A 17239-nucleotide genomic window follows, 5' to 3' on the forward strand; every position below is an offset into this window, starting at 1 on the left:
GTCAAGATAAATTAACGTTACCGGCAGGGTCCTGCCGGTCTTTTTTTCAACCTTTAACATCTTCCAGCGATGCGCCGAAATTGATGTGCAGTACATTGCCGTTTGGCGTAACCAGAGCGGGAACCGATTTAATCCCTGCACTTTCTGCTTCGCTGAGACGGCTGCGGTCTTCCCCGATATTTACAACTTCAACCTGATCTGCTCCGATTAAATTAAGAATGTCCTGCTCTGCACTGACACATACCGGGCAACCTGCGTGATAGAAAATTGACTTGCTCATTTTTGTGATATTTGATAGCTGTGGCACCATTGCCGATTCAAACTTAGTGAGGAGCCCTAACGATACTTGCTGGACCATTTTGAATTAATAATACTGGACTATCTGGCTCAGCTTCGACTTATCCAACTTTGTAAAATCATAATAATCACCTGAACCTTAATAGTTGGTAGAATGCATGCACATTTTACTTTGGCCTGTTAAAATGAGACATTTAAATAAAACCAGCTAGTCCAATGCTTAGACCCTGGAAATTGGAAATCCGGATTGATCATAAGTCACAAAAGCCCGTTTATCTGCAAATCGCGGATGCTGTCATTTCAGATATTCAATCTGGAAGACTTAGTAGCGGTGATGCTTTGCCGGGAAGCCGCAACCTGGCCGAAATGTTGCATGTGAACCGGAATACGATTGTAGAAGCATTGCATGTGCTGCTTAACGAAGAATGGATTGTATCCAAAGAACGGAAAGGGACATTTGTTGCCGGCACACTGCCAGTGTTCAGCAGGCAGCGTAAGACAGAAATCACCACACCGGATCAAAGCCTACCCAAGCAACATTACAGGATCATTTTTGATGATGGTTATCCCGATAGCAAAATTGCGCCCGTGACCGAGCTGGCGCGTGGATACCGGCAGATTTTCAACCGGAGTGCACGATGGCAAATGATGGGTTACGGCTGCGAATTCGGTCATGCGGATTTCATCGAAGCCATTGTACAAATGCTGAACCATCAACGGGGTATGCAAATCAGCAGCAGTTCCGTTTGCGTGACGCGTGGCAGCCAGATGGCGATGTATCTCGCTGCCCATTGTATTTGTTCAAAAGGCGATTTTGTCCTGGTCGAAAATCCGGGTTACCAGCCTGCCTGGAAAGCATTTGAAATGGCTGGTGCCACCTTGCTGCCTGTACGGGTCGATAAGGACGGTTTGGTTACCAGCGATGTGATTGATCATTTGAAGACCCACCCGAACATAAAGGCCATTTACACAACACCTCATCACCAATATCCGACCACGGTAACATTAAGTCTGCAACGAAGGCTTGAACTGATTCGCTTGTCCAACGCTCATGGATTTACCATCATTGAGGACGATTACGACAACGAATTTCATTTCGGGTATCGCCCGGTGCTTCCAGTTTCGAGCTTCGCCCAGCTACAAAATTTTGTGTACATCGGCACGATGAGCAAAGTTGTTGCGCCTGCCTTGCGCATTGGCTATCTGGTTAGTCACGATGCTTCGCTGATTTCAAAAGTGGGTGAGCTGCGCAAAATTATTGATGTTCAGGGTGATAGTATTATGGAACAGGCCGTTTTACAGCTGATCCATGACGGAACGATAAAACGCCACATTAAAAAAGCGACAAGCTATTACAAAGCAAAGCGCGACTACACGGTTTCGTTGCTGAATGCTTATCTAAAAGAGAAGGCTGACTATACAGTTCCGGAAGGCGGTCTGGCGATTTGGATACAACCAAAGCAAACGCAAAACTGGCGGCAGATTAAAGACATGATGGCCGCAAGTGGCGTTAAAATACTCCCACCGGAAAATTATAGCAACGCCCCATCGGTCAACGGCATCAGGCTGGGTTACGGATCACTTTCCGAAAAGGACTTAAAAGAAGGAATTGTGCTCTTAGCCAAACACTTGACTTTTACTTGAGATGAATATTTATACCGTTTGATCCACAGGCAATTCTTCAATTAAAATTACTTTAAACAAATAAAAAAATGGCCGATCCAATTCAACTAGTGCCCGGTAATTCACTCATTACCCCTACTGCCGAAGAAGGCAGACAGCTTGCAATCAAAATGGCAAGACTCATCATTAAAGCCACACAGCCAGATGCAGCTGTCCGGGAAAAACTTAGGTCTATATACGCTCAGGATGCAACAATGCTCGTTTTGATTGGACAAACTGTTGCCACCGAATTTGCCACAATTGCAGCAGCTAATAGTTACTGGAAAAAATGAGCAGTTGGTAGCCGAACTTACACAATTCAAGCTTACCAGGCATGCAGTAATAATTTGTAAATAACCCTCCTTAACAAAGATAAGCCATGGCTGCCGACAGCCGTTGATCCGATATGATAAATGCTGGTATCCCAGGCGTTAGTTGCATCTTTTAGCAAGGTTGCAATCTGCTTAAACTGTATTGGCCACTCCGGCCGATAAGGAACTATTTGAAGGCAATTGTTATTACCTGCTATAATTTTACTGCTCTTCACGTTTTTGCAACCTGATCACCCTGCAAAGAAGCCAAGCGTAGTTCGATATGAGGTCTCAGCATCTGCTATGTAGGTAATTTTATTTGTATTCATTTTATGAAAAGACCAAGAGTAAAGATTTGTTGCATAAGCAGTGTTGCCGAAGCAATGCTCGCTATTGAATATGGTGCGGCGGCATTGGGTCTGGTGGGGCATATGCCAAGCGGACCGGGTATAATTAGTGTTGAGCTCATCAAACAAATTGCTGAAAAAGTCCCCCCTCCTATTGCTACTTTCCTGTTAACAAGTGAGACAAAGCCGCAAGATATTATTGCCCATTATAAAAAAGCAAACACAACAACTATTCAAATTGTTGACGAGCTGGAAAAACGGGAATATGACGCACTTCGCAAGGAATTGCCAAATGTTAAACTCGTACAGGTCATCCATGTTACGGATGAAAGCGCAATAAAGGAAGCAGTTGAAATTTCAACATATGTCGACGCAATTCTGCTCGACAGCGGCAACCCAAACTTAACGGTTAAAGAGTTAGGCGGAACCGGGCGAATCCACAATTGGGAAATAAGCAGACGAATCAGGCAATCAATAAAAATACCTTTATTTCTCGCGGGCGGAATAAACAAAGACAATGTCAGACAAGCCATTGAAGTGGTTCAACCTTTTGGGCTTGACCTTTGCAGCAGCGTTCGTACCGATGGAAAACTGGACCCGGAAAAACTCAGAGATTTCTTTAATGCAGTCGAATTATGAAATGTTGTTTTGACCCAGAAAAGGGTGTTATTATCTCCTTATAGTTCTTCAATTCGGCGACCACAACCGACATTTCAAAGTCCTTTATCAGCATTTTAAAAGTTTTGAATTTTTCCATGAAGCATCCTTTCCAACCTTTGTGTCATTGGAAATGCGCATCCCTGCATTCCCAATGAAGTCTTATCAGTAAGCATATACTTAGCCATGAATTTAAAAGAAACACTCACCTTGGGAACAATGATGTTGTTCTTGCTTGCCTGTCAGAATAAGTCAGAATCCACGAGCACATCCGAAAAAAGTACGCTTAAGTTAACCTTTAACGGAAAAACAAAGACTTATCACGACGCCAACATTTCCGAAGGAAAACTTGGATCAATCGAAAGCATTGGGATCACCGCGGGCTCTGACGGCTCTGATTATCTTTCACTAACTGCCTATGGATCGCAGGCAGGCACTTATCCTTACAAACAGGAGATTAACAATTACACGCAGGTAAGCCAGGTTGAGTACAAGACAGCCGGCACTGTTTTCAATAATTATTTCGCGCAGATGTGCCCGGACAAATCCGGCTACCGCTCGACGAAGGGAGAAATCACGATCCTTGAATACGAACCAGGTAAACATGCCAAAGGAACGTTTTCGGGTGCATTGATTGATGCCAATGGCGACGAGCAATGTAATCCAGACAGCGCCTCGTTCAGCGGGGAATTTGACATTGCTATTGACTGAACTGAGACGAAATCCTCTTTGAAAACCTGAGCGACCTCTCAATGTAATGCTAGGACAGCCGCATTGCCTGCAACAGTATCACTTGTTTAATTAACCGATTTTATGAAATGCAATATTTTATGGCTCGTACTAATTTGTACGGGCCCGCAACTCCTCCATGCCCAATCCCTGCGATTAGGATATTTTGGCGAAACGGTCTCGCATTACGGCCTTCGCGGCGCTTATGAAAAGCCTATTGCAACCTCAGTGTCTTCCCGAAATGCAAAACGGTTGCTTTACGGTTCGCTGGGGGTGGCCGGATACAGACATCCTCAAAATCATATTGGTCTGATCATATCGCCAGAAGTCGGTTTTCGCCGGATTGGAAAGAAAGGGGCGCTCTTTGAATTTGCGCTTTCCCCTGCCTACTTCCGCTATTTCCTGGAAGGTAAAACCTACGAAGCCACCTCGGATGGTGATTTTGACCGGGTGCGTTTTGCAGGTGGCAATGCATTTATGCCCACCGTATCAATTGGCGTTGGCCACGATTTATCGGTTCGCAAAAAAGTGCCGCTAGCCTGGTATGTAAGACTAAACCTCATGCAGCAGCGGCCTTACAATACTTCTAACTTAATCCGCTTCGCCCTTGAAGCAGGCACATTAATCCCGCTCAAAAAACAATGAAATTATTTACAAAAATATTCATGATCTGCACCATTATCGGGCTGATCAGTTGCACGGAAAAAGATGCGCAGCCGCATGAAGACGCCACGCTTTTCCTACGACATAAAGGTGCGAATATGCCAATCTGGGTCAAAGGAAACAGGCAGCCTAATAAGATTGTACTCTTCGTACATGGCGGCCCGGGTGACTGCGCAATGTGTTACCGATATTATCTGAAAGACCTCGAAGACGATTTAATGATGGCGTATTGGGACCAGCGTGTGGCCGGTGCATCTTCCGGCAAAGTTGATCCTGCAACATTGCGTTACGCGCAGTTTGGGGAAGATATGGAGCTGGTTGTAAACTTGTTGAAAAAGCAATATCCGAATGCGCAGGTGTATCTGCTCGCACATAGTTTTGGCGTGGAGCTTGCCTGGCAATATCTGACGACAGGCGATAACCAGAAGCAGGTTGCCGGTGCAATGATGGTCAATGGCATGTTCTCTTATTACCGATGGCTTTACCAGGTTCGGGAATGGGCATTAAAGCGCGCAAAAGAAAAAGGCAACAAAGAGGCCGAAGATTTCCTTACAGCCAATCCTGTCACGCCGCAAAATACCGGAACAGTAAATTGGGAAGGCATTTACCGCTGGATGCACAAGCTGGATGGCAACCCAGTTTCGCTGTATTCAGACAAAAAATATGTGATCAATTACGCCTTTGCCTCGCCCAATACTGCGCTCGCCCAATTCACCCACAGCAAAGCCTATGGCTACTACGGCGACATTGAAAGCCGCACATTCGAGAAGGGAAATTTGTTACAAAATGTGCGAATTCCAGTCGGCCTTTTCTGGGGTAAAAAAGATGGGATTGTGCCATTTGAAATCGGATTGGAAAGCAAAGATCTATTGAAAAACACCCAGGTAAGCCAGGTAACATTTGAGCAGTCCTGGCATGAGCCCTTCATTACTGAAACTGCTGAGTTTGCAAGTGCAGTGCGGGCGTTTGTCGGGCAGAAGTGATTGGTTGTTATTAAGAAAACGGCAATGCTTTTCAATTTGCAGGTGCCAAGGTGCATAGCGCCGAAGTAAAAAATTAGTCCTCAATAACAAATTCTCGCAGATTAAGAACATGCATTTCCAGATCTTACCGCTATCCGAAAGTGACTTCACCGAAGTGACTTCTATTTGGGAAGCGTCGGTGCGTGCCAGCCATCATTTCCTTTCAGAAGCCGACATTCAGTTTTACAAACCATTGATATTGAACGGATATTTACCGATTCTTAGTCTGTTCCGCATTCGTGCTGCATCCGGCGGCATTGCTGGCTTTATTGGGGTTGCAGAACGTAGAATAGAAATGCTTTTTGTGCAGCCGGATAATTTCGGAAATGGCATCGGCAAGGCACTATGCCGATTCGCAGTTCAAGAGCTAGGTGCCTGGGAAGTTGATGTCAATGAGGACAATCAGGAAGCTCTGAAATTCTACATAAAAATGGGCTTTAAGATTGTAGGACGTTCTCCACTTGACCCTAGCGGAAAGCCTTTTCCCATACTGCATTTGAAGGCTAACGCCGGCTGAGTTTTTATTTTGTAAACTAAATCAACAATGTTACAATCAATTAAATTATCCCTGATCCCTATGAAGTTGCATCATTTGCAACTATTGGCTGAAAGCAGGGAAAAACTCGAAAAACACTTAACCCTCAATCCGTCAGAGCTAGAACTTAGCGACCCGGATTTTCTTAAAGAGTTCAACGAGAGCATCACATCCTATTTATTACCGCAGGTAGCTGCTCATCCGGACACTTTTGAATGGTATACGAACTGGCTTATTGTTGAGAAAAAAACGCAGGTTATCATTGGCGGTATTGGTGTCTCCGGCTTACCTGATGAATCCGCTCAAACAATGATGGGGTATTTCGTTGATAAGAATTTTGAAGGAAAAGGGGTTGCAACCCAGGCTGTCAAATTGCTGACGCGCTGGCTATTTCAGAATGAAAATTTGCAATCCATTATAGCCGATATACCTTCGGGACATGTAGGTTCTCAAAGGGTTTTGGAAAAGGCTAACTTCGAATTTAGCGGTTCAATCGAAGACGGACACCGATGGACATTAAGTAAAGCGCAAATACATTGATGTGAGCAGCACATTTTCATACTTCTGGGCTGCAACCATCCGGAAAGGGCACCTTTTTATCCAGGGATAATGTCAAGTCGGTTGAGGGTCGCTAGTGTTTACGGATTCCTTATTTCATTTCCAACCGCTTAGATCAAAATAATACTTAAAAGGTACATCCGGGATAATAAAATCCAAACAAAGTCTATTCGACAAGGCCTCAGAATGCAGAATAACCACCGTTTCCGCGTATACCAAAAATGTAAATTTGACTAATGAAATCATTCGCTATTTTACCAGATGCTGCGTTCGAAGATCAGATTGATTGCCTGTTCTCAAATTACGCAGAGCGATATTCACTTAGTGAAATGGCGGCCCCGATGCTAAATAACGAACTGTTTTTTTCCTTGGGAGATCAGTTTAGGATAGGTAATCAAGTCTTCAATAAAGGGCAGCAAACCTCTGTCGAATTTTACCGCAACCACCCCTTTGCCCAGCCCGTCGAATCAAAGGGAGAGCACTTCACATTTGGTGTGATATTTAAACCGTGGGCATTGACGTTAATGGAGCGCTGTGGAACCCAAGACTTGCGCCGTGTGCCAATTCCCGTAAAGATAAACATTGTCAAAAGTTTGTTTATCAACGAGTTTGGGCAAGAGGACAACCAGCCTATGCCAGAATATTTGCACAACATATTTAGATTTATTGCTAATAAAATTACGTTTAGAGCGCCTGGTGACACAATAAAGGCAATTCTAGAAGAGCTCGAAGGAGTGCGCACATTAGGCAAGCCCATCAATAGTATCATTGATCGCGCGGGCATATCTCACAAGTCTGTCATCGCTAGTTTTAGAAACCACATTGGCGTTACGCCGTTAAGGTTTGTCCATCATCATGCAGTGTTAAAAACACTTCCCGATTTACAGGCAGGAATCATACCGATTGCCCAAATTGCCGTCGACAATGGCTTCTATGACCAATCACATTTCAACAGGGTATTTAAATCGTTTATGCTTATATCTCCGGGGATATATCGACAAAGCTATTTCGAGGGTAAATTTCGTCCTATCATAGCATAAAAGCCGGTTTTACTTTTGTAGAAAAAAACCTATGCGTAAGCTGATACTTTATATCTCATGCTCCCTAGACGGATACATTGCAAAACCCGGAGATGACCTGGACTTTCTAAGCCTCGTCCAGAAAGAGGGCGAAGATTATGGTTACAAGGAATTTGCAACGAGTGTTGACACAGTAATTCTTGGCCGAAAAACATATGATTGGGTCAAAAACTCTGGTTTTGACTTTCCGCATCGCGACAAAGCCTGCTATGTACTTACGAGCCAGAATATGCCAAAAGATGGAAATATCATCTTTTATAAAGGTGATTTGACCTCACTCATACGTGATTTAAAAGCGAGCCAAGGGAAGAATATCTTTTGCGATGGCGGCTCGGAGATTGTCAATCAGCTGCTAAAAGACAAACAGCTGGATGAAATGATATTGTCAATCATCCCTATCCTGGTTGGGAATGGTGTGCGGCTATTTAAAGACTTCCGTCCGGAGCAAATGGTTGAGCTCCAATCATCCAAGCACTTTGATACCGGGCTTGTCCAGCTTCATTATTTGATGAAATAAGTTGGTCACCGCTATTTGACTTGCCCGGCACGTGCTTTATCACACCAAGGAAGCTTCTTTTTGTTTAAGAGCTTCCTTACACCGTCAACCAATCGAGACCTCGCACTTAATATCAACACCACTATACTTTAAAATCTTGTAAAGTGTAGGTTGGCTTTTTATTTTGAACATCGCTCGAATTTCATCTGTACTTCGGCTGTTCTTCTCGTATATCTCTTTGACTTCCGGAGCTATTTTACGGTAACGCTCACTTAACCCTTCCGGTCTGCCTCCGGATCTGCCTCTTGCTCCGGCCCACTCTAGTCCTGCTTTTGTTCGCTCGCGGCTGATGTTACGCTCGTGTTCAGCCAGCACACACATAAGATATTTCTATATATGCCACATACATCCGCAATTTCCTTTAAGTAGGAATTCATTCGCTGATTCGTCAGGACAGGCAACAGTCTGTCATGGTTGATACAATGTATATGCTCAGAGTACCGTCCTAATATCTCCAAAGCAGCTGGTAGCAACGGAATTTTAGAAGGAGAATCCGTTTTTTGTCGTTTTATTGATATCCACCTTTTTCCGTCGAATCCATCAATAACTTCCGACCTCTTCAATTTCTGAACGTCCACGTAAGAAAGCCCGGTGTAACAGCAAAAAATGAAAATGTCCCGAACCTTTCCGCAGACGTTCATTCGCAAACTTCTTTTTGGCAATCGCTGCAAGTTCAGTGTCATCTAGCGGTCGCCGATCCACTTCAAGTTTTGCCATACTAAAAGCAAAAAAAGAGTCGCGGGCAACCCATCCATTTTTAACGCAAAGCAGTACGATCTTTTTGAAATACACGAGGTATCTCATTGTAGTATTGTGGGAAATATTCCTTTTCCCTTTCAAATAGAAAGCATAGGCCGAGATCAATCCGTAGTCCAATTTATCGAGACTTACGTCCGAGACCTTATACTTAAAAAGGAAGAACTCCTCAACATTTCGCAACGCAGCTTCATAACGGTTATAAGTACTTCTCGCAAAGTCTTTCTCTATTAGCGCATGCATCTCCTTGTTATGTTCCCGGAATACTTCTAGGATCATTTTAGGACGATCATCGATGCCTAATAACAGATTTTTTATCGACTCTGCTGTTACTTCTTTGCGGGAATCGATCAATGTTCGGTGAACCTCATAGACCTTCGTTTGCAAGCTATCCAAGTAAGCATTTAAACTTCGCACATCCTGTTTCGTGCCAATTACCCTTCCCGATGAGGAATTCCATTTCTCTGGATCGCAATCCCTTTTTACTGCTAATTCAAATCTTGATCGATTTGTGGTGCAACGCATGTAAATCGGCAATTTACCACCTGAGTAGTTGCTGCGTCTCTTTAGATAAAAGAGCAAAGTGAATGTTTTACTAAGCATAACATACCTGTTTTATGTGAATAAAAGTAGGTTTGCAGCCTTTAAAAATCAAGATGTTTAAATCGTGAACAGGTTGTAATACAATTACTTACAAGCAATTTGGTGAGCACTTTTCAAATCGAGACTCGAGTCTCGATTTGCTCACCAAAGGTTTGTTAAAAATTGCAAATTTTGACACTTTTTCAAAAAACAATAAACCCTGTAAATCATTGATTTGCAGGGTTTTGATTGTTTTTGGTAAGCTATCTGGTGCACCCAACGAGATTCGAACTCATATCGTCGGTACCGGAAACCGAAATTCTATCCATTGAACTATGGGTGCTTCTGGTGGCTTGGGGCCGGTAATGGGGTGCAAATATAGCCCCTATTTTGAATTATGACCAATTGACGAAGGAAATGTTTTGTAAAAATCCTTCGTTATCGCCATTTAAAGCTGCATTAAAAGATCCCAATCCCCGACGCCTTTGAGATACAGGTAATTAAGTAAAATGCCATTCACGTTTGTTATCAGCTTGTGGCCTTCTGCAAATGGGACAACCTGGGTGTTGATGTATTCGTGATCCGACAGTAATCCTTGCGTTTGGTTGTGATAAGACTGGATGGCTTCGGAGCTAAGTTCGAGCTCACAGTAGAACATATACATGGCCTCGTCGCTGGTGCCCGTGGATGGGTAAAAGGGTTGGTCATTTACTTTTACGAGCTGCTCCTTATCAACCTGTATGCCAGTTTCCTCGAAAACTTCCCTTGCTGCAACAGCCGCCGCATCGCTTTCGCTGTCGAGCATTCCGGCCGGATGTTCAAACGTCATAGAGCCGTCGCAAATTCTCCGCTGCTGAACGAGCAACAGGTATTTTTCCCGGCTTGCAATGTCAATAAAACAAATCAGGACGCTAACCACTTCGCCTTTCAGGAAGCATATCGGTGGAATTTTATTGCCTTCGGGCGTTGTTGCGTCGGTGTAGAGCAATGAGAACAGAACTTCTCCTTTGCCGTTTCTGCGGCTGTAAAGTTCGTCTACGCGGTGAATGTCCAGACCGTTCGTTTCGAGCTTGCCTTTCCAAAGCTTGTATTTATGAGAATCTGTAAGCTTTTCGCTCATAGGGTGACGAATGCGTGCGTTGATTAATTATACAATGGAAATGACAACGCAAAATAAGGAACGCCGTAGGTTTTACTGAAACGTTTCTGTCCGTTGTCCAGCTTGGCTTCGGTTGCGTAGGTAATGCGTCCGACGGTGTAACCGAGCTTCACGCCGAAACGGTCGGTGATCCAGTAGCGTAAAAATATTTCCGACTGACCATTCTGCTTGTCCAGCGCGAGCGGCAGGAAGTTGAGTGTGGCCGGATTGCTTCTCACATACGCATTGTAATATTTCGCGCCCTCTCCTTCTGAAAAACCAGGTTTTGTATATAATCCCTTTCTCCTCAGCCCGATTGCTATTCCGAAAATATCTGTATTTGCACCAATGTCAAACCGCCATAACTTAACATTTGCACCCAGTACAAAGCTCGCTCCGTTGGCAGTTAGCCGGCCAAATTCCAGCGTATCACGTGATAATGCATTGTCTTTTGGAGTCAAATTGGTTCTGCCGGCGTAATATCCCCATGTCCTGACACCCCAGCCTACTCTGAACCATTTAAAATTTGCCAGACTTAGTTCCTGGTGATATAAAGCTGCCGGCACCCATTCGTCTTTTTTATATCCCAGTCCCAGATCAATACCTGACGTCACACGGGAAAGACTTTGTGTAAACCCCGGGATTGAACCAACAAGAATAAAAAGTACTATTAATCGGAAGCTTTTCATTGATTTCTAAATGATGTGATGGGCAAAGGTAAAAAAATGTACAAAAAAATAAGGCAGAGATCTGCTTCTCTGCCTAAGTAATCTACAATTTATGTAAACGGTTAAATACTACTTATATGCTTCGTGCCGGTGCACTTTTTTTGAGAACGATGGCTCCCATAGGCGGCAGATCCAGGATGACGGAATTGCTTTTGCCATGCCATTGATGTGCTTCTGAGGTTACAGGACCTACGTTAACAACCCCACTGCCCTGAAATTCAGCCTGATCAGAGTTGAATATTTCCTGCCAGCTGCCTGCTGTGAGCACGCCTACGCGGTAACCTTTGCGTGGAATTGGTGTCAGATTCAGCACTACAACCAGGTTTTGGCTCGGATCCGTGCCTTTTCTGGCAAATACAAGCACTGAATTTTCCCTGTCCTGCGTATCGATCCACTCGAACCCGTCGTGCGAGAAAGAGAAATCATACATGGCCGGTTCGGTTCTGTACAGCTTGTTTAGCGCTGTTACGCACAGTTTCATGCCGTTATGATTTGGATTATCGAGCAAATGCCAGTCAAGGCTTTGTTCAAAATTCCACTCGGATGTCTGACCGAATTCGCACCCCATGAACATCAGTTTTGTTCCCGGATGCGTGAACATATAGGTGAACATCAATCTCAGATTGGCAAACTTCTGCCATTCGTCGCCGGGCATTTTATTAATCAGCGATTTCTTGCCATAAACCACCTCATCATGAGAAAATGGCAGCATATAGTTTTCAGAAAAAGCATACACCAGGCTGAATGTCAGCTGATCCTGGTGCCATCTGCGGAATGCGGAGTCCTTTTCAAAATACTTTAATGTATCGTTCATCCAGCCCATCATCCATTTCATCCCAAAACCAAGTCCGCCAACAAAAACAGGACGGGAAACGCCCGGAAATGCGGTTGACTCTTCTGCTATGGTCTGAATGTCAGGAAATTCCGTGTAGGCGGCAACATTCATTTCTCTTAGTAATGCAATGGCTTCCAGGTTTTCCCTTCCGCCAAACTCGTTCGGGATCCATTCGCCGTGCTTTCTTGAATAATCGAGATAAAGCATAGATGCCACGGCATCCACCCGCAAACCGTCGGTATGATAACGATCCAGCCAAAAAATTGCGTTACTGATCAGAAACGACTTTACTTCATTGCGTCCGTAATTGAAAATGTAGCTTTTCCAGTCAGGATGATAGCCTTTTCGCGGATCTTCGTGCTCATAAAGAGATGTGCCGTCGAAACGGAAAAGTCCGTGCGCGTCGCCTGGAAAATGGGAAGGGACCCAATCCACGTAAACGCCGATTCCAGCCTGGTGAAGCTGGTCGATCAGATACATCAGTTCCTGGGGCGTTCCCATCCGGGATGCGCATGAAAAATAACCGGTAATCTGATAGCCCCAGGAAGGCGGATAAGGATGCTCCATAATCGGCATCAGTTCCACGTGCGTAAAGCCCATTTCCTTTACATAAGGAACCAGCGTTACCGCAATTTCTTTATAGGTCAAGTATCTTTCAGGATCCGAAGGGTCCCGTTGCCAGGAACCCAAATGCACCTCATAAACGGAAATTGGCGCATTCAGCTTGTTTTTTTCCTTGCGGACTTTCATCCAGTCCGAATCTCCCCATTCATACCAGGTATCCCAAACTATAGATGCCGTCCGCGGCGCAACTTCGCACCATAGGGCAAACGGATCTGATTTTTCCTGTGCGCCGCCGTTTTGGGAAACTATATAATATTTGTAAACCTCTCCTACGCCAACGTCCGGGATCCAGCCTTCCCAAATCCCCGAGCTGTCCCATCGGGGTGCCAGCACATGCGTGGCATTGTTCCAGCCATTAAAATTCCCGATAACCGATATATTAGCGGCATTGGGCGCCCAGACTGCGAAATAGGTTCCGGTTACGCCCTTATAATCCATTACGTGAGAGCCCAGCTTCTCGTAGAGCTTGAAGTGCTTGCCCTGCCGAAAAAGGTGAATATCGAAATCAGTAAAACGGCTAACAGTTTCTACTGCGTTCAGCCCGTGATCCCGTGCGACGTCCACCTTATTTTCAGTGGGATCAGTAGTCGAGTCTGTCTTTTTTTTATCAGTTAACTTAGCCATCTGCAATACACAATTTTAAAATCTCAATGAACATGTAAGATTTACAATTTTATTAAACTATTTCTCAAAATGTATATATTTTTTTAGTCTAAAATGGTAAATCCATCAATTACAGCGGCATATTACAATATAGTAGAAGGAATTGTATCGGGCATACAGAAATTAATTTTGCACTTTTGCTGAATGGAAAGGCCTTAAATTTAACGATCACTGTATTCCTTCATGATGAACATTTTTACCAGACGCAGTATACTATCCCTTCTGTCCGCGTGCATTCTTTCGGTTTTTTTGAGCAGCTGTCAATCTGCCAGAAAGGCTGGTGCGCGAGCTCATTCCGAGCAGGATTTTATGTATCAATACTCTATTATTGATGCGCTGATGGCCGGTGTGTTTGATGGCGACCTTACCATCGGAAACCTGAAACCGAAAGGTGATTTCGGCGTGGGTACATTTAATAAAGTGGATGGCGAGTTAATTATGCTCGAAGGTAAAGTTTACAAAATGAGCTCAGACGGCAGTGTGAAGGAGGTTCCCGACAGCGACAGCACCTCTGCCGCATTTGTCAAATTTTTCAAAGCAGATACGACGATCTTTCTGAAAGAACCGAATCTGACTTACGAAAAATTGCAGGAGCGTCTCATAGAGAAATTGAACGCCAACACCATTTACGCAATTAAGATCACCGGAACATTCTCGAAAATGACCACCCGGGCCGCCAGTCCGGCGAAACCACCCTATACTACGCTGCCGGCCCATCTGGGTGAGCATCAGAAACTTTTCAACTACAATAACACAACCGGCACATGCGTTGGATTTCTGCTCCCGCCCTATCTGGCCAGAACCAATGTTCCGGGATTTCATTTGCATTATATTGCGGACGATCTCAAAGCTGGGGGACATATTTTCAAATTTGATACAGACGCAGTAACCGTTGAAATTGATTTTGCCAAAGGATTTACAATTGAAAATAACACCAATGCGGAGTTCTTGAATGTAAACCTAAAACCCGACCGCGGTGCTGAACTTAAAAAAATCGAGTAATTGATGCATTCTTTATCAAAAACCCTGCTCTTCTATTTAACCCTGACCGTCGTCAGTATCGGTTCCGCACACGCACAGGTCACCTATTTTGCTGATATACTGGGCAATGGTTTCAAACAGGCGACCATTGTGCAACCTGCTGATTACGAGGGCAGTGTAACGTGCACCATTATTAAAAAACAGACCCCTGAAAAAAGCAACAAGGCCGTGCTTTACGTGCATGGTTTCAACGACTATTTTTTCCAGGAAGAAATGGCGGAGCGCTACATTCAGGAAGGCTACAACTTTTACGCCGTTGATCTACGCAAATACGGGCGCTCTTTTCTGGCCAATCAAAAGTTCAACAATGTCCGCGACCTGTCCGAGTATTTTGCTGATATCGACACCGTTTTAAGTGTTATGAAGGCCGAAGGATCGGAGAAAATCCTCCTCAGCGGCCATTCATCGGGTGGATTGATCATTTCGCTTTACGCAGCAGAGCGGAATGGGAAGGAAATGTTTGACGCGATTTTATTAAACAGTCCGTTTTTTGATTTAAATGTAAAATCCGTTTTAAAGAAAACCGCAATTCCTGTCATTGTAAAACGCGCGGAAAAGCACCCCGAAACGACCATTAGCGCAGGGCTAAGTCCCTTATATGGAGAAAGTTTGCATAAAGACGCACATGGTGAATGGACTTACAATCTGGGCTGGAAACCGCATATTGCCCCACCCGTTAATTTCGGCTGGATAAGGGCTATACATTTGGGCCAGCTCAAATTATCTCAGGGACTGCAGATCGACAAACCTGTGCTGGTTCTTCACTCGGCCAAATCGATTGACGAGAAGAAATGGAGCGACGTCATGTTTACCGGCGACGCAGTGCTGAATGTAGAGGAAATCGCGCGGCAGGCGCAGAATATTGTGGGTCAATACAGCATTCAGGCGATCCAGGGCGGCATGCATGACCTCATTCTCTCGCGGAAACCCGTGCGGGAGGAAGTGTATTCCACCATTTTCAATTGGGCAAAACGCAATGTGAAATAGCATATTTTATATATTGCAGCGTGACTAACTTTTAACGGAATATTCTTTCGCAATGCAAATCAGTGACCTAAAAATTCTCTTCTTCGATATTGGCGGCGTATTACTCAGCAACGGATGGGGGCATGAATCCCGCATCCTGGCCGCAGAGAAATTCGGGCTGGATTACAAGGAAATGGACCAGCTTCATAATTTCATTTTTAATGTCTACGAAGTTGGCAGCATTAATCTGGATCAATATCTGGACACGGTGATCTTCAATCATCCCAGGGATTTTGTACGCGAAGATTTTAAGGAATTTATGTATTCGCAATCCGTGGAGCTTCCCGGAATGCTCGCCTGGCTGAAAGAATGGAAAAAGGACTGCGGCTTTCGCATTATATCAATCAATAACGAAGGCAAGGAATTGAATGATTACCGCGTCCAGAAATTCAAATTGCACACCTGTTTCGACGCCTTCATCTCATCCTGCGAAGTAAAAATGCGCAAACCCGACCCACGGATATTTGAACTGGCCATGGGCATAGCGCAAGCCACGCCGAGTCAATGTGTGTATTTCGACGACCGGATCATGTTCGCTAATATGGCAAAAAAGCTCGGGTTACGAGCTTTTCACCACACGGGTTTTGAATCAACCAAAGAGATTCTGGAAGATTTAAAAAAAGAACGCTTTGAACGCGTTTAACCAAAGCTCTTGTCATCCGCAGACGGTCCGTAAATCGAGGGAACTGCAATGTCGTTCAACCGCATGTATACCGTGAGCTGCCCGCGGTGATGTACCCAATGGTTGATCGTCGATCCGATGGCTTCAATCATCGGTTGCGCATATAAAAGATGGCCGTTGTTCAACAGCCTGAACTCTTTCGCCAGACTTTCCTCCGTAGCATTTTGGAGCGCGGTTTTTGCGCGCTGAATGCTTTCGTCGTAATGCCTTAACACGGCATTTCTTTCCCTAGTTTCAAGATGTTTGAAGGTTAAGAAATCAATTTCGCCCTCTTCCACCATCACCGCCACCCATAAAGGAATTTCGGCTACCAACAGCGTCAGGTAACCCATTTCCATCGACTTGGGATGCGGTTTGAAACCATAAGCTGATTCAGGAATTCTTTCCAGGCACTTTTTAGTGGAAGTGTACTCTGCCTCCAACTCCCGGATGTAGGCAGTCGCAAAAAGTTTGTTTTCCATAGCGTCTATTTTTTTACTTTAAATGCAAAAAAATAGTGCCCGGTTTATGTGAGGTTATGCATAATGATGCCCCAACTTGTTAAGTACGCCCCGGCTGAGGAAAATGATTGTGCATAGGGCTTGCCATTGCATCCCTCCGGGATTTTGTTCAGGCCGTCACTGCTTTTTTCTACCAATATTCCATCGCTCCGCGATTTTAAATCCCAGAGGGATGACATATTCGTAGCAGAAAGTTATCCGTATTAACCAAAATCCCAGAGGGATGACATATTGGTAGCAACAGGTCA

General features: G+C 44.5%; 20 protein-coding genes and 1 tRNA gene. 13 read left to right on the forward strand and 8 right to left on the reverse strand.

Annotated elements, in window-relative coordinates; translation table 11 throughout:
• Nucleotides 1-46 precede the first annotated feature (46 nt).
• Nucleotides 47-280 (reverse strand): thioredoxin family protein, encoded by a 234-nt coding sequence (locus NFI80_RS09065; RefSeq protein ID WP_235163324.1) that lies wholly within the window; start codon nucleotides 278-280, stop codon nucleotides 47-49.
• A 233-nt stretch (nucleotides 281-513) separates the two neighbouring features.
• Here NFI80_RS09065 and pdxR point away from each other — a divergent pair, with 233 nt between their 5' ends.
• Nucleotides 514-1941 (forward strand): MocR-like pyridoxine biosynthesis transcription factor PdxR, encoded by a 1428-nt coding sequence (pdxR, locus tag NFI80_RS09070; RefSeq protein ID WP_235163323.1) that lies wholly within the window; start codon nucleotides 514-516, stop codon nucleotides 1939-1941.
• A gap of 68 nt (nucleotides 1942-2009) precedes the next feature.
• Nucleotides 2010-2252: a hexameric tyrosine-coordinated heme protein gene (locus NFI80_RS09075; RefSeq protein WP_235163321.1), complete on the forward strand. Its 243-nt coding sequence runs from the start codon at nucleotides 2010-2012 to the stop codon at nucleotides 2250-2252.
• A 32-nt stretch (nucleotides 2253-2284) separates the two neighbouring features.
• Here NFI80_RS09075 and NFI80_RS25705 read toward each other — a convergent pair whose 3' ends face one another.
• Nucleotides 2285-2506: a GrpB family protein gene (locus NFI80_RS25705; RefSeq protein WP_374759641.1), complete on the reverse strand. Its 222-nt coding sequence runs from the start codon at nucleotides 2504-2506 to the stop codon at nucleotides 2285-2287.
• Nucleotides 2507-2602: 96 nt separating this feature from the next.
• Between NFI80_RS25705 and NFI80_RS09080 the strand changes: the two genes are divergently transcribed.
• The 8 genes from NFI80_RS09080 to NFI80_RS09115 all read left to right on the forward strand — a co-directional run bounded on the left by NFI80_RS09080 (nucleotide 2603) and on the right by NFI80_RS09115 (nucleotide 8377).
• Nucleotides 2603-3256 carry a phosphoribosylanthranilate isomerase gene (locus NFI80_RS09080; protein ID WP_235163320.1) on the forward strand — a complete coding sequence of 218 codons (654 nt, stop codon included), beginning with the start codon at nucleotides 2603-2605 and terminating at the stop codon, nucleotides 3254-3256.
• A gap of 204 nt (nucleotides 3257-3460) precedes the next feature.
• A complete protein-coding gene (locus NFI80_RS09085) occupies nucleotides 3461-3985 on the forward strand; it encodes a hypothetical protein (RefSeq protein ID WP_235163314.1) in 525 nt (174 codons plus the stop codon).
• Nucleotides 3986-4087: 102 nt separating this feature from the next.
• On the forward strand, nucleotides 4088-4648 hold the full coding sequence (locus tag NFI80_RS09090; RefSeq protein WP_235163312.1) for a hypothetical protein: 561 nt from the start codon (nucleotides 4088-4090) through the stop codon (nucleotides 4646-4648).
• Nucleotides 4645-5649 (forward strand): alpha/beta fold hydrolase, encoded by a 1005-nt coding sequence (locus NFI80_RS09095; RefSeq protein ID WP_235163311.1) that lies wholly within the window; start codon nucleotides 4645-4647, stop codon nucleotides 5647-5649. The genes NFI80_RS09090 and NFI80_RS09095 overlap by 4 nt, the downstream gene beginning before the upstream one ends.
• Nucleotides 5650-5758: 109 nt before the next feature.
• Nucleotides 5759-6205, forward strand: a complete 447-nt coding sequence (locus tag NFI80_RS09100) for a GNAT family N-acetyltransferase (RefSeq protein WP_235163309.1) — start codon at nucleotides 5759-5761, stop codon at nucleotides 6203-6205.
• Between the two features lie 27 nt (nucleotides 6206-6232).
• The gene (locus NFI80_RS09105) at nucleotides 6233-6763 is read left to right on the forward strand and encodes a GNAT family N-acetyltransferase (protein WP_235163298.1); all 531 of its coding nucleotides are present in this window, start codon (nucleotides 6233-6235) and stop codon (nucleotides 6761-6763) included.
• 254 nt (nucleotides 6764-7017) lie between these two features.
• Nucleotides 7018-7821, forward strand: coding sequence for an AraC family transcriptional regulator (locus NFI80_RS09110; protein WP_235163297.1), 804 nt, complete (start codon nucleotides 7018-7020; stop codon nucleotides 7819-7821).
• Between the two features lie 31 nt (nucleotides 7822-7852).
• Nucleotides 7853-8377 (forward strand): dihydrofolate reductase family protein, encoded by a 525-nt coding sequence (locus tag NFI80_RS09115; protein WP_235163295.1) that lies wholly within the window; start codon nucleotides 7853-7855, stop codon nucleotides 8375-8377.
• Between the two features lie 579 nt (nucleotides 8378-8956).
• Here NFI80_RS09115 and NFI80_RS09125 read toward each other — a convergent pair.
• From NFI80_RS09125 to glgB, 5 genes are all read right to left on the reverse strand, one after another.
• Nucleotides 8957-9775, reverse strand: a complete 819-nt coding sequence (locus tag NFI80_RS09125; protein ID WP_235163293.1) for a phage integrase SAM-like domain and Arm DNA-binding domain-containing protein — start codon at nucleotides 9773-9775, stop codon at nucleotides 8957-8959.
• Nucleotides 9776-10022: 247 nt separating this feature from the next.
• Nucleotides 10023-10097, reverse strand: a tRNA-Arg gene (locus NFI80_RS09130).
• Nucleotides 10098-10202: 105 nt separating this feature from the next.
• The gene (locus tag NFI80_RS09135; protein ID WP_235163288.1) at nucleotides 10203-10874 is read right to left on the reverse strand and encodes an NUDIX hydrolase; all 672 of its coding nucleotides are present in this window, start codon (nucleotides 10872-10874) and stop codon (nucleotides 10203-10205) included.
• A gap of 23 nt (nucleotides 10875-10897) precedes the next feature.
• Complete coding sequence (locus NFI80_RS09140; protein WP_235163283.1) at nucleotides 10898-11506, reverse strand: hypothetical protein; 609 nt, start codon at nucleotides 11504-11506, stop codon at nucleotides 10898-10900.
• Nucleotides 11507-11693: 187 nt separating this feature from the next.
• Nucleotides 11694-13703 (reverse strand): 1,4-alpha-glucan branching protein GlgB, encoded by a 2010-nt coding sequence (gene glgB, locus NFI80_RS09145; protein ID WP_233796279.1) that lies wholly within the window; start codon nucleotides 13701-13703, stop codon nucleotides 11694-11696.
• 348 nt (nucleotides 13704-14051) lie between these two features.
• On the opposite strand from glgB, the gene budA reads away from it, so the two are divergent.
• From budA to NFI80_RS09160, 3 genes are read left to right on the forward strand one after another with little or no spacing between them, the layout of a single operon-like run.
• Complete coding sequence (gene budA / locus NFI80_RS09150; RefSeq protein ID WP_235163282.1) at nucleotides 14052-14744, forward strand: acetolactate decarboxylase; 693 nt, start codon at nucleotides 14052-14054, stop codon at nucleotides 14742-14744.
• Between the two features lie 3 nt (nucleotides 14745-14747).
• Nucleotides 14748-15770 carry an alpha/beta hydrolase gene (locus tag NFI80_RS09155; RefSeq protein WP_235163280.1) on the forward strand — a complete coding sequence of 341 codons (1023 nt, stop codon included), beginning with the start codon at nucleotides 14748-14750 and terminating at the stop codon, nucleotides 15768-15770.
• Between the two features lie 52 nt (nucleotides 15771-15822).
• A complete protein-coding gene (locus NFI80_RS09160) occupies nucleotides 15823-16452 on the forward strand; it encodes an HAD family hydrolase (RefSeq protein WP_233796276.1) in 630 nt (209 codons plus the stop codon).
• Here the strand turns inward: NFI80_RS09160 and NFI80_RS09165 are convergent.
• The gene (locus tag NFI80_RS09165; protein WP_235163278.1) at nucleotides 16449-16952 is read right to left on the reverse strand and encodes a DinB family protein; all 504 of its coding nucleotides are present in this window, start codon (nucleotides 16950-16952) and stop codon (nucleotides 16449-16451) included. The genes NFI80_RS09160 and NFI80_RS09165 overlap by 4 nt on opposite strands.
• Between the last annotated feature and the right edge of the window lie 287 nt (nucleotides 16953-17239).

Origin of the sequence: Dyadobacter chenhuakuii, from assembly GCF_023821985.2 — a bacterium.
GTDB classification, from domain to species: domain Bacteria; phylum Bacteroidota; class Bacteroidia; order Cytophagales; family Spirosomataceae; genus Dyadobacter; species Dyadobacter chenhuakuii.

Excerpts from the sequence above, each read along its gene's own strand:
- NFI80_RS09065 (WP_235163324.1), bottom strand. The coding sequence starts at position 280 with ATGAGCAAGTCAATTTTCTATCACGCAGGTTGCCCGGTATGTGTCAGT.
- pdxR (WP_235163323.1), top strand. The coding sequence starts at position 514 with ATGCTTAGACCCTGGAAATTGGAAATCCGGATTGATCATAAGTCACAA.
- NFI80_RS09075 (WP_235163321.1), top strand. The coding sequence starts at position 2,010 with ATGGCCGATCCAATTCAACTAGTGCCCGGTAATTCACTCATTACCCCT.
- NFI80_RS09080 (WP_235163320.1), top strand. The coding sequence starts at position 2,603 with ATGAAAAGACCAAGAGTAAAGATTTGTTGCATAAGCAGTGTTGCCGAA.
- NFI80_RS09085 (WP_235163314.1), top strand. The coding sequence starts at position 3,461 with ATGAATTTAAAAGAAACACTCACCTTGGGAACAATGATGTTGTTCTTG.
- NFI80_RS09090 (WP_235163312.1), top strand. The coding sequence starts at position 4,088 with ATGAAATGCAATATTTTATGGCTCGTACTAATTTGTACGGGCCCGCAA.
- NFI80_RS09095 (WP_235163311.1), top strand. The coding sequence starts at position 4,645 with ATGAAATTATTTACAAAAATATTCATGATCTGCACCATTATCGGGCTG.
- NFI80_RS09100 (WP_235163309.1), top strand. The coding sequence starts at position 5,759 with ATGCATTTCCAGATCTTACCGCTATCCGAAAGTGACTTCACCGAAGTG.
- NFI80_RS09105 (WP_235163298.1), top strand. The coding sequence starts at position 6,233 with ATGTTACAATCAATTAAATTATCCCTGATCCCTATGAAGTTGCATCAT.
- NFI80_RS09110 (WP_235163297.1), top strand. The coding sequence starts at position 7,018 with ATGAAATCATTCGCTATTTTACCAGATGCTGCGTTCGAAGATCAGATT.
- NFI80_RS09115 (WP_235163295.1), top strand. The coding sequence starts at position 7,853 with ATGCGTAAGCTGATACTTTATATCTCATGCTCCCTAGACGGATACATT.
- NFI80_RS09125 (WP_235163293.1), bottom strand. The coding sequence starts at position 9,775 with ATGCTTAGTAAAACATTCACTTTGCTCTTTTATCTAAAGAGACGCAGC.
- NFI80_RS09135 (WP_235163288.1), bottom strand. The coding sequence starts at position 10,874 with ATGAGCGAAAAGCTTACAGATTCTCATAAATACAAGCTTTGGAAAGGC.
- glgB (WP_233796279.1), bottom strand. The coding sequence starts at position 13,703 with ATGGCTAAGTTAACTGATAAAAAAAAGACAGACTCGACTACTGATCCC.
- budA (WP_235163282.1), top strand. The coding sequence starts at position 14,052 with ATGTATCAATACTCTATTATTGATGCGCTGATGGCCGGTGTGTTTGAT.
- NFI80_RS09155 (WP_235163280.1), top strand. The coding sequence starts at position 14,748 with ATGCATTCTTTATCAAAAACCCTGCTCTTCTATTTAACCCTGACCGTC.
- NFI80_RS09160 (WP_233796276.1), top strand. The coding sequence starts at position 15,823 with ATGCAAATCAGTGACCTAAAAATTCTCTTCTTCGATATTGGCGGCGTA.
- NFI80_RS09165 (WP_235163278.1), bottom strand. The coding sequence starts at position 16,952 with ATGGAAAACAAACTTTTTGCGACTGCCTACATCCGGGAGTTGGAGGCA.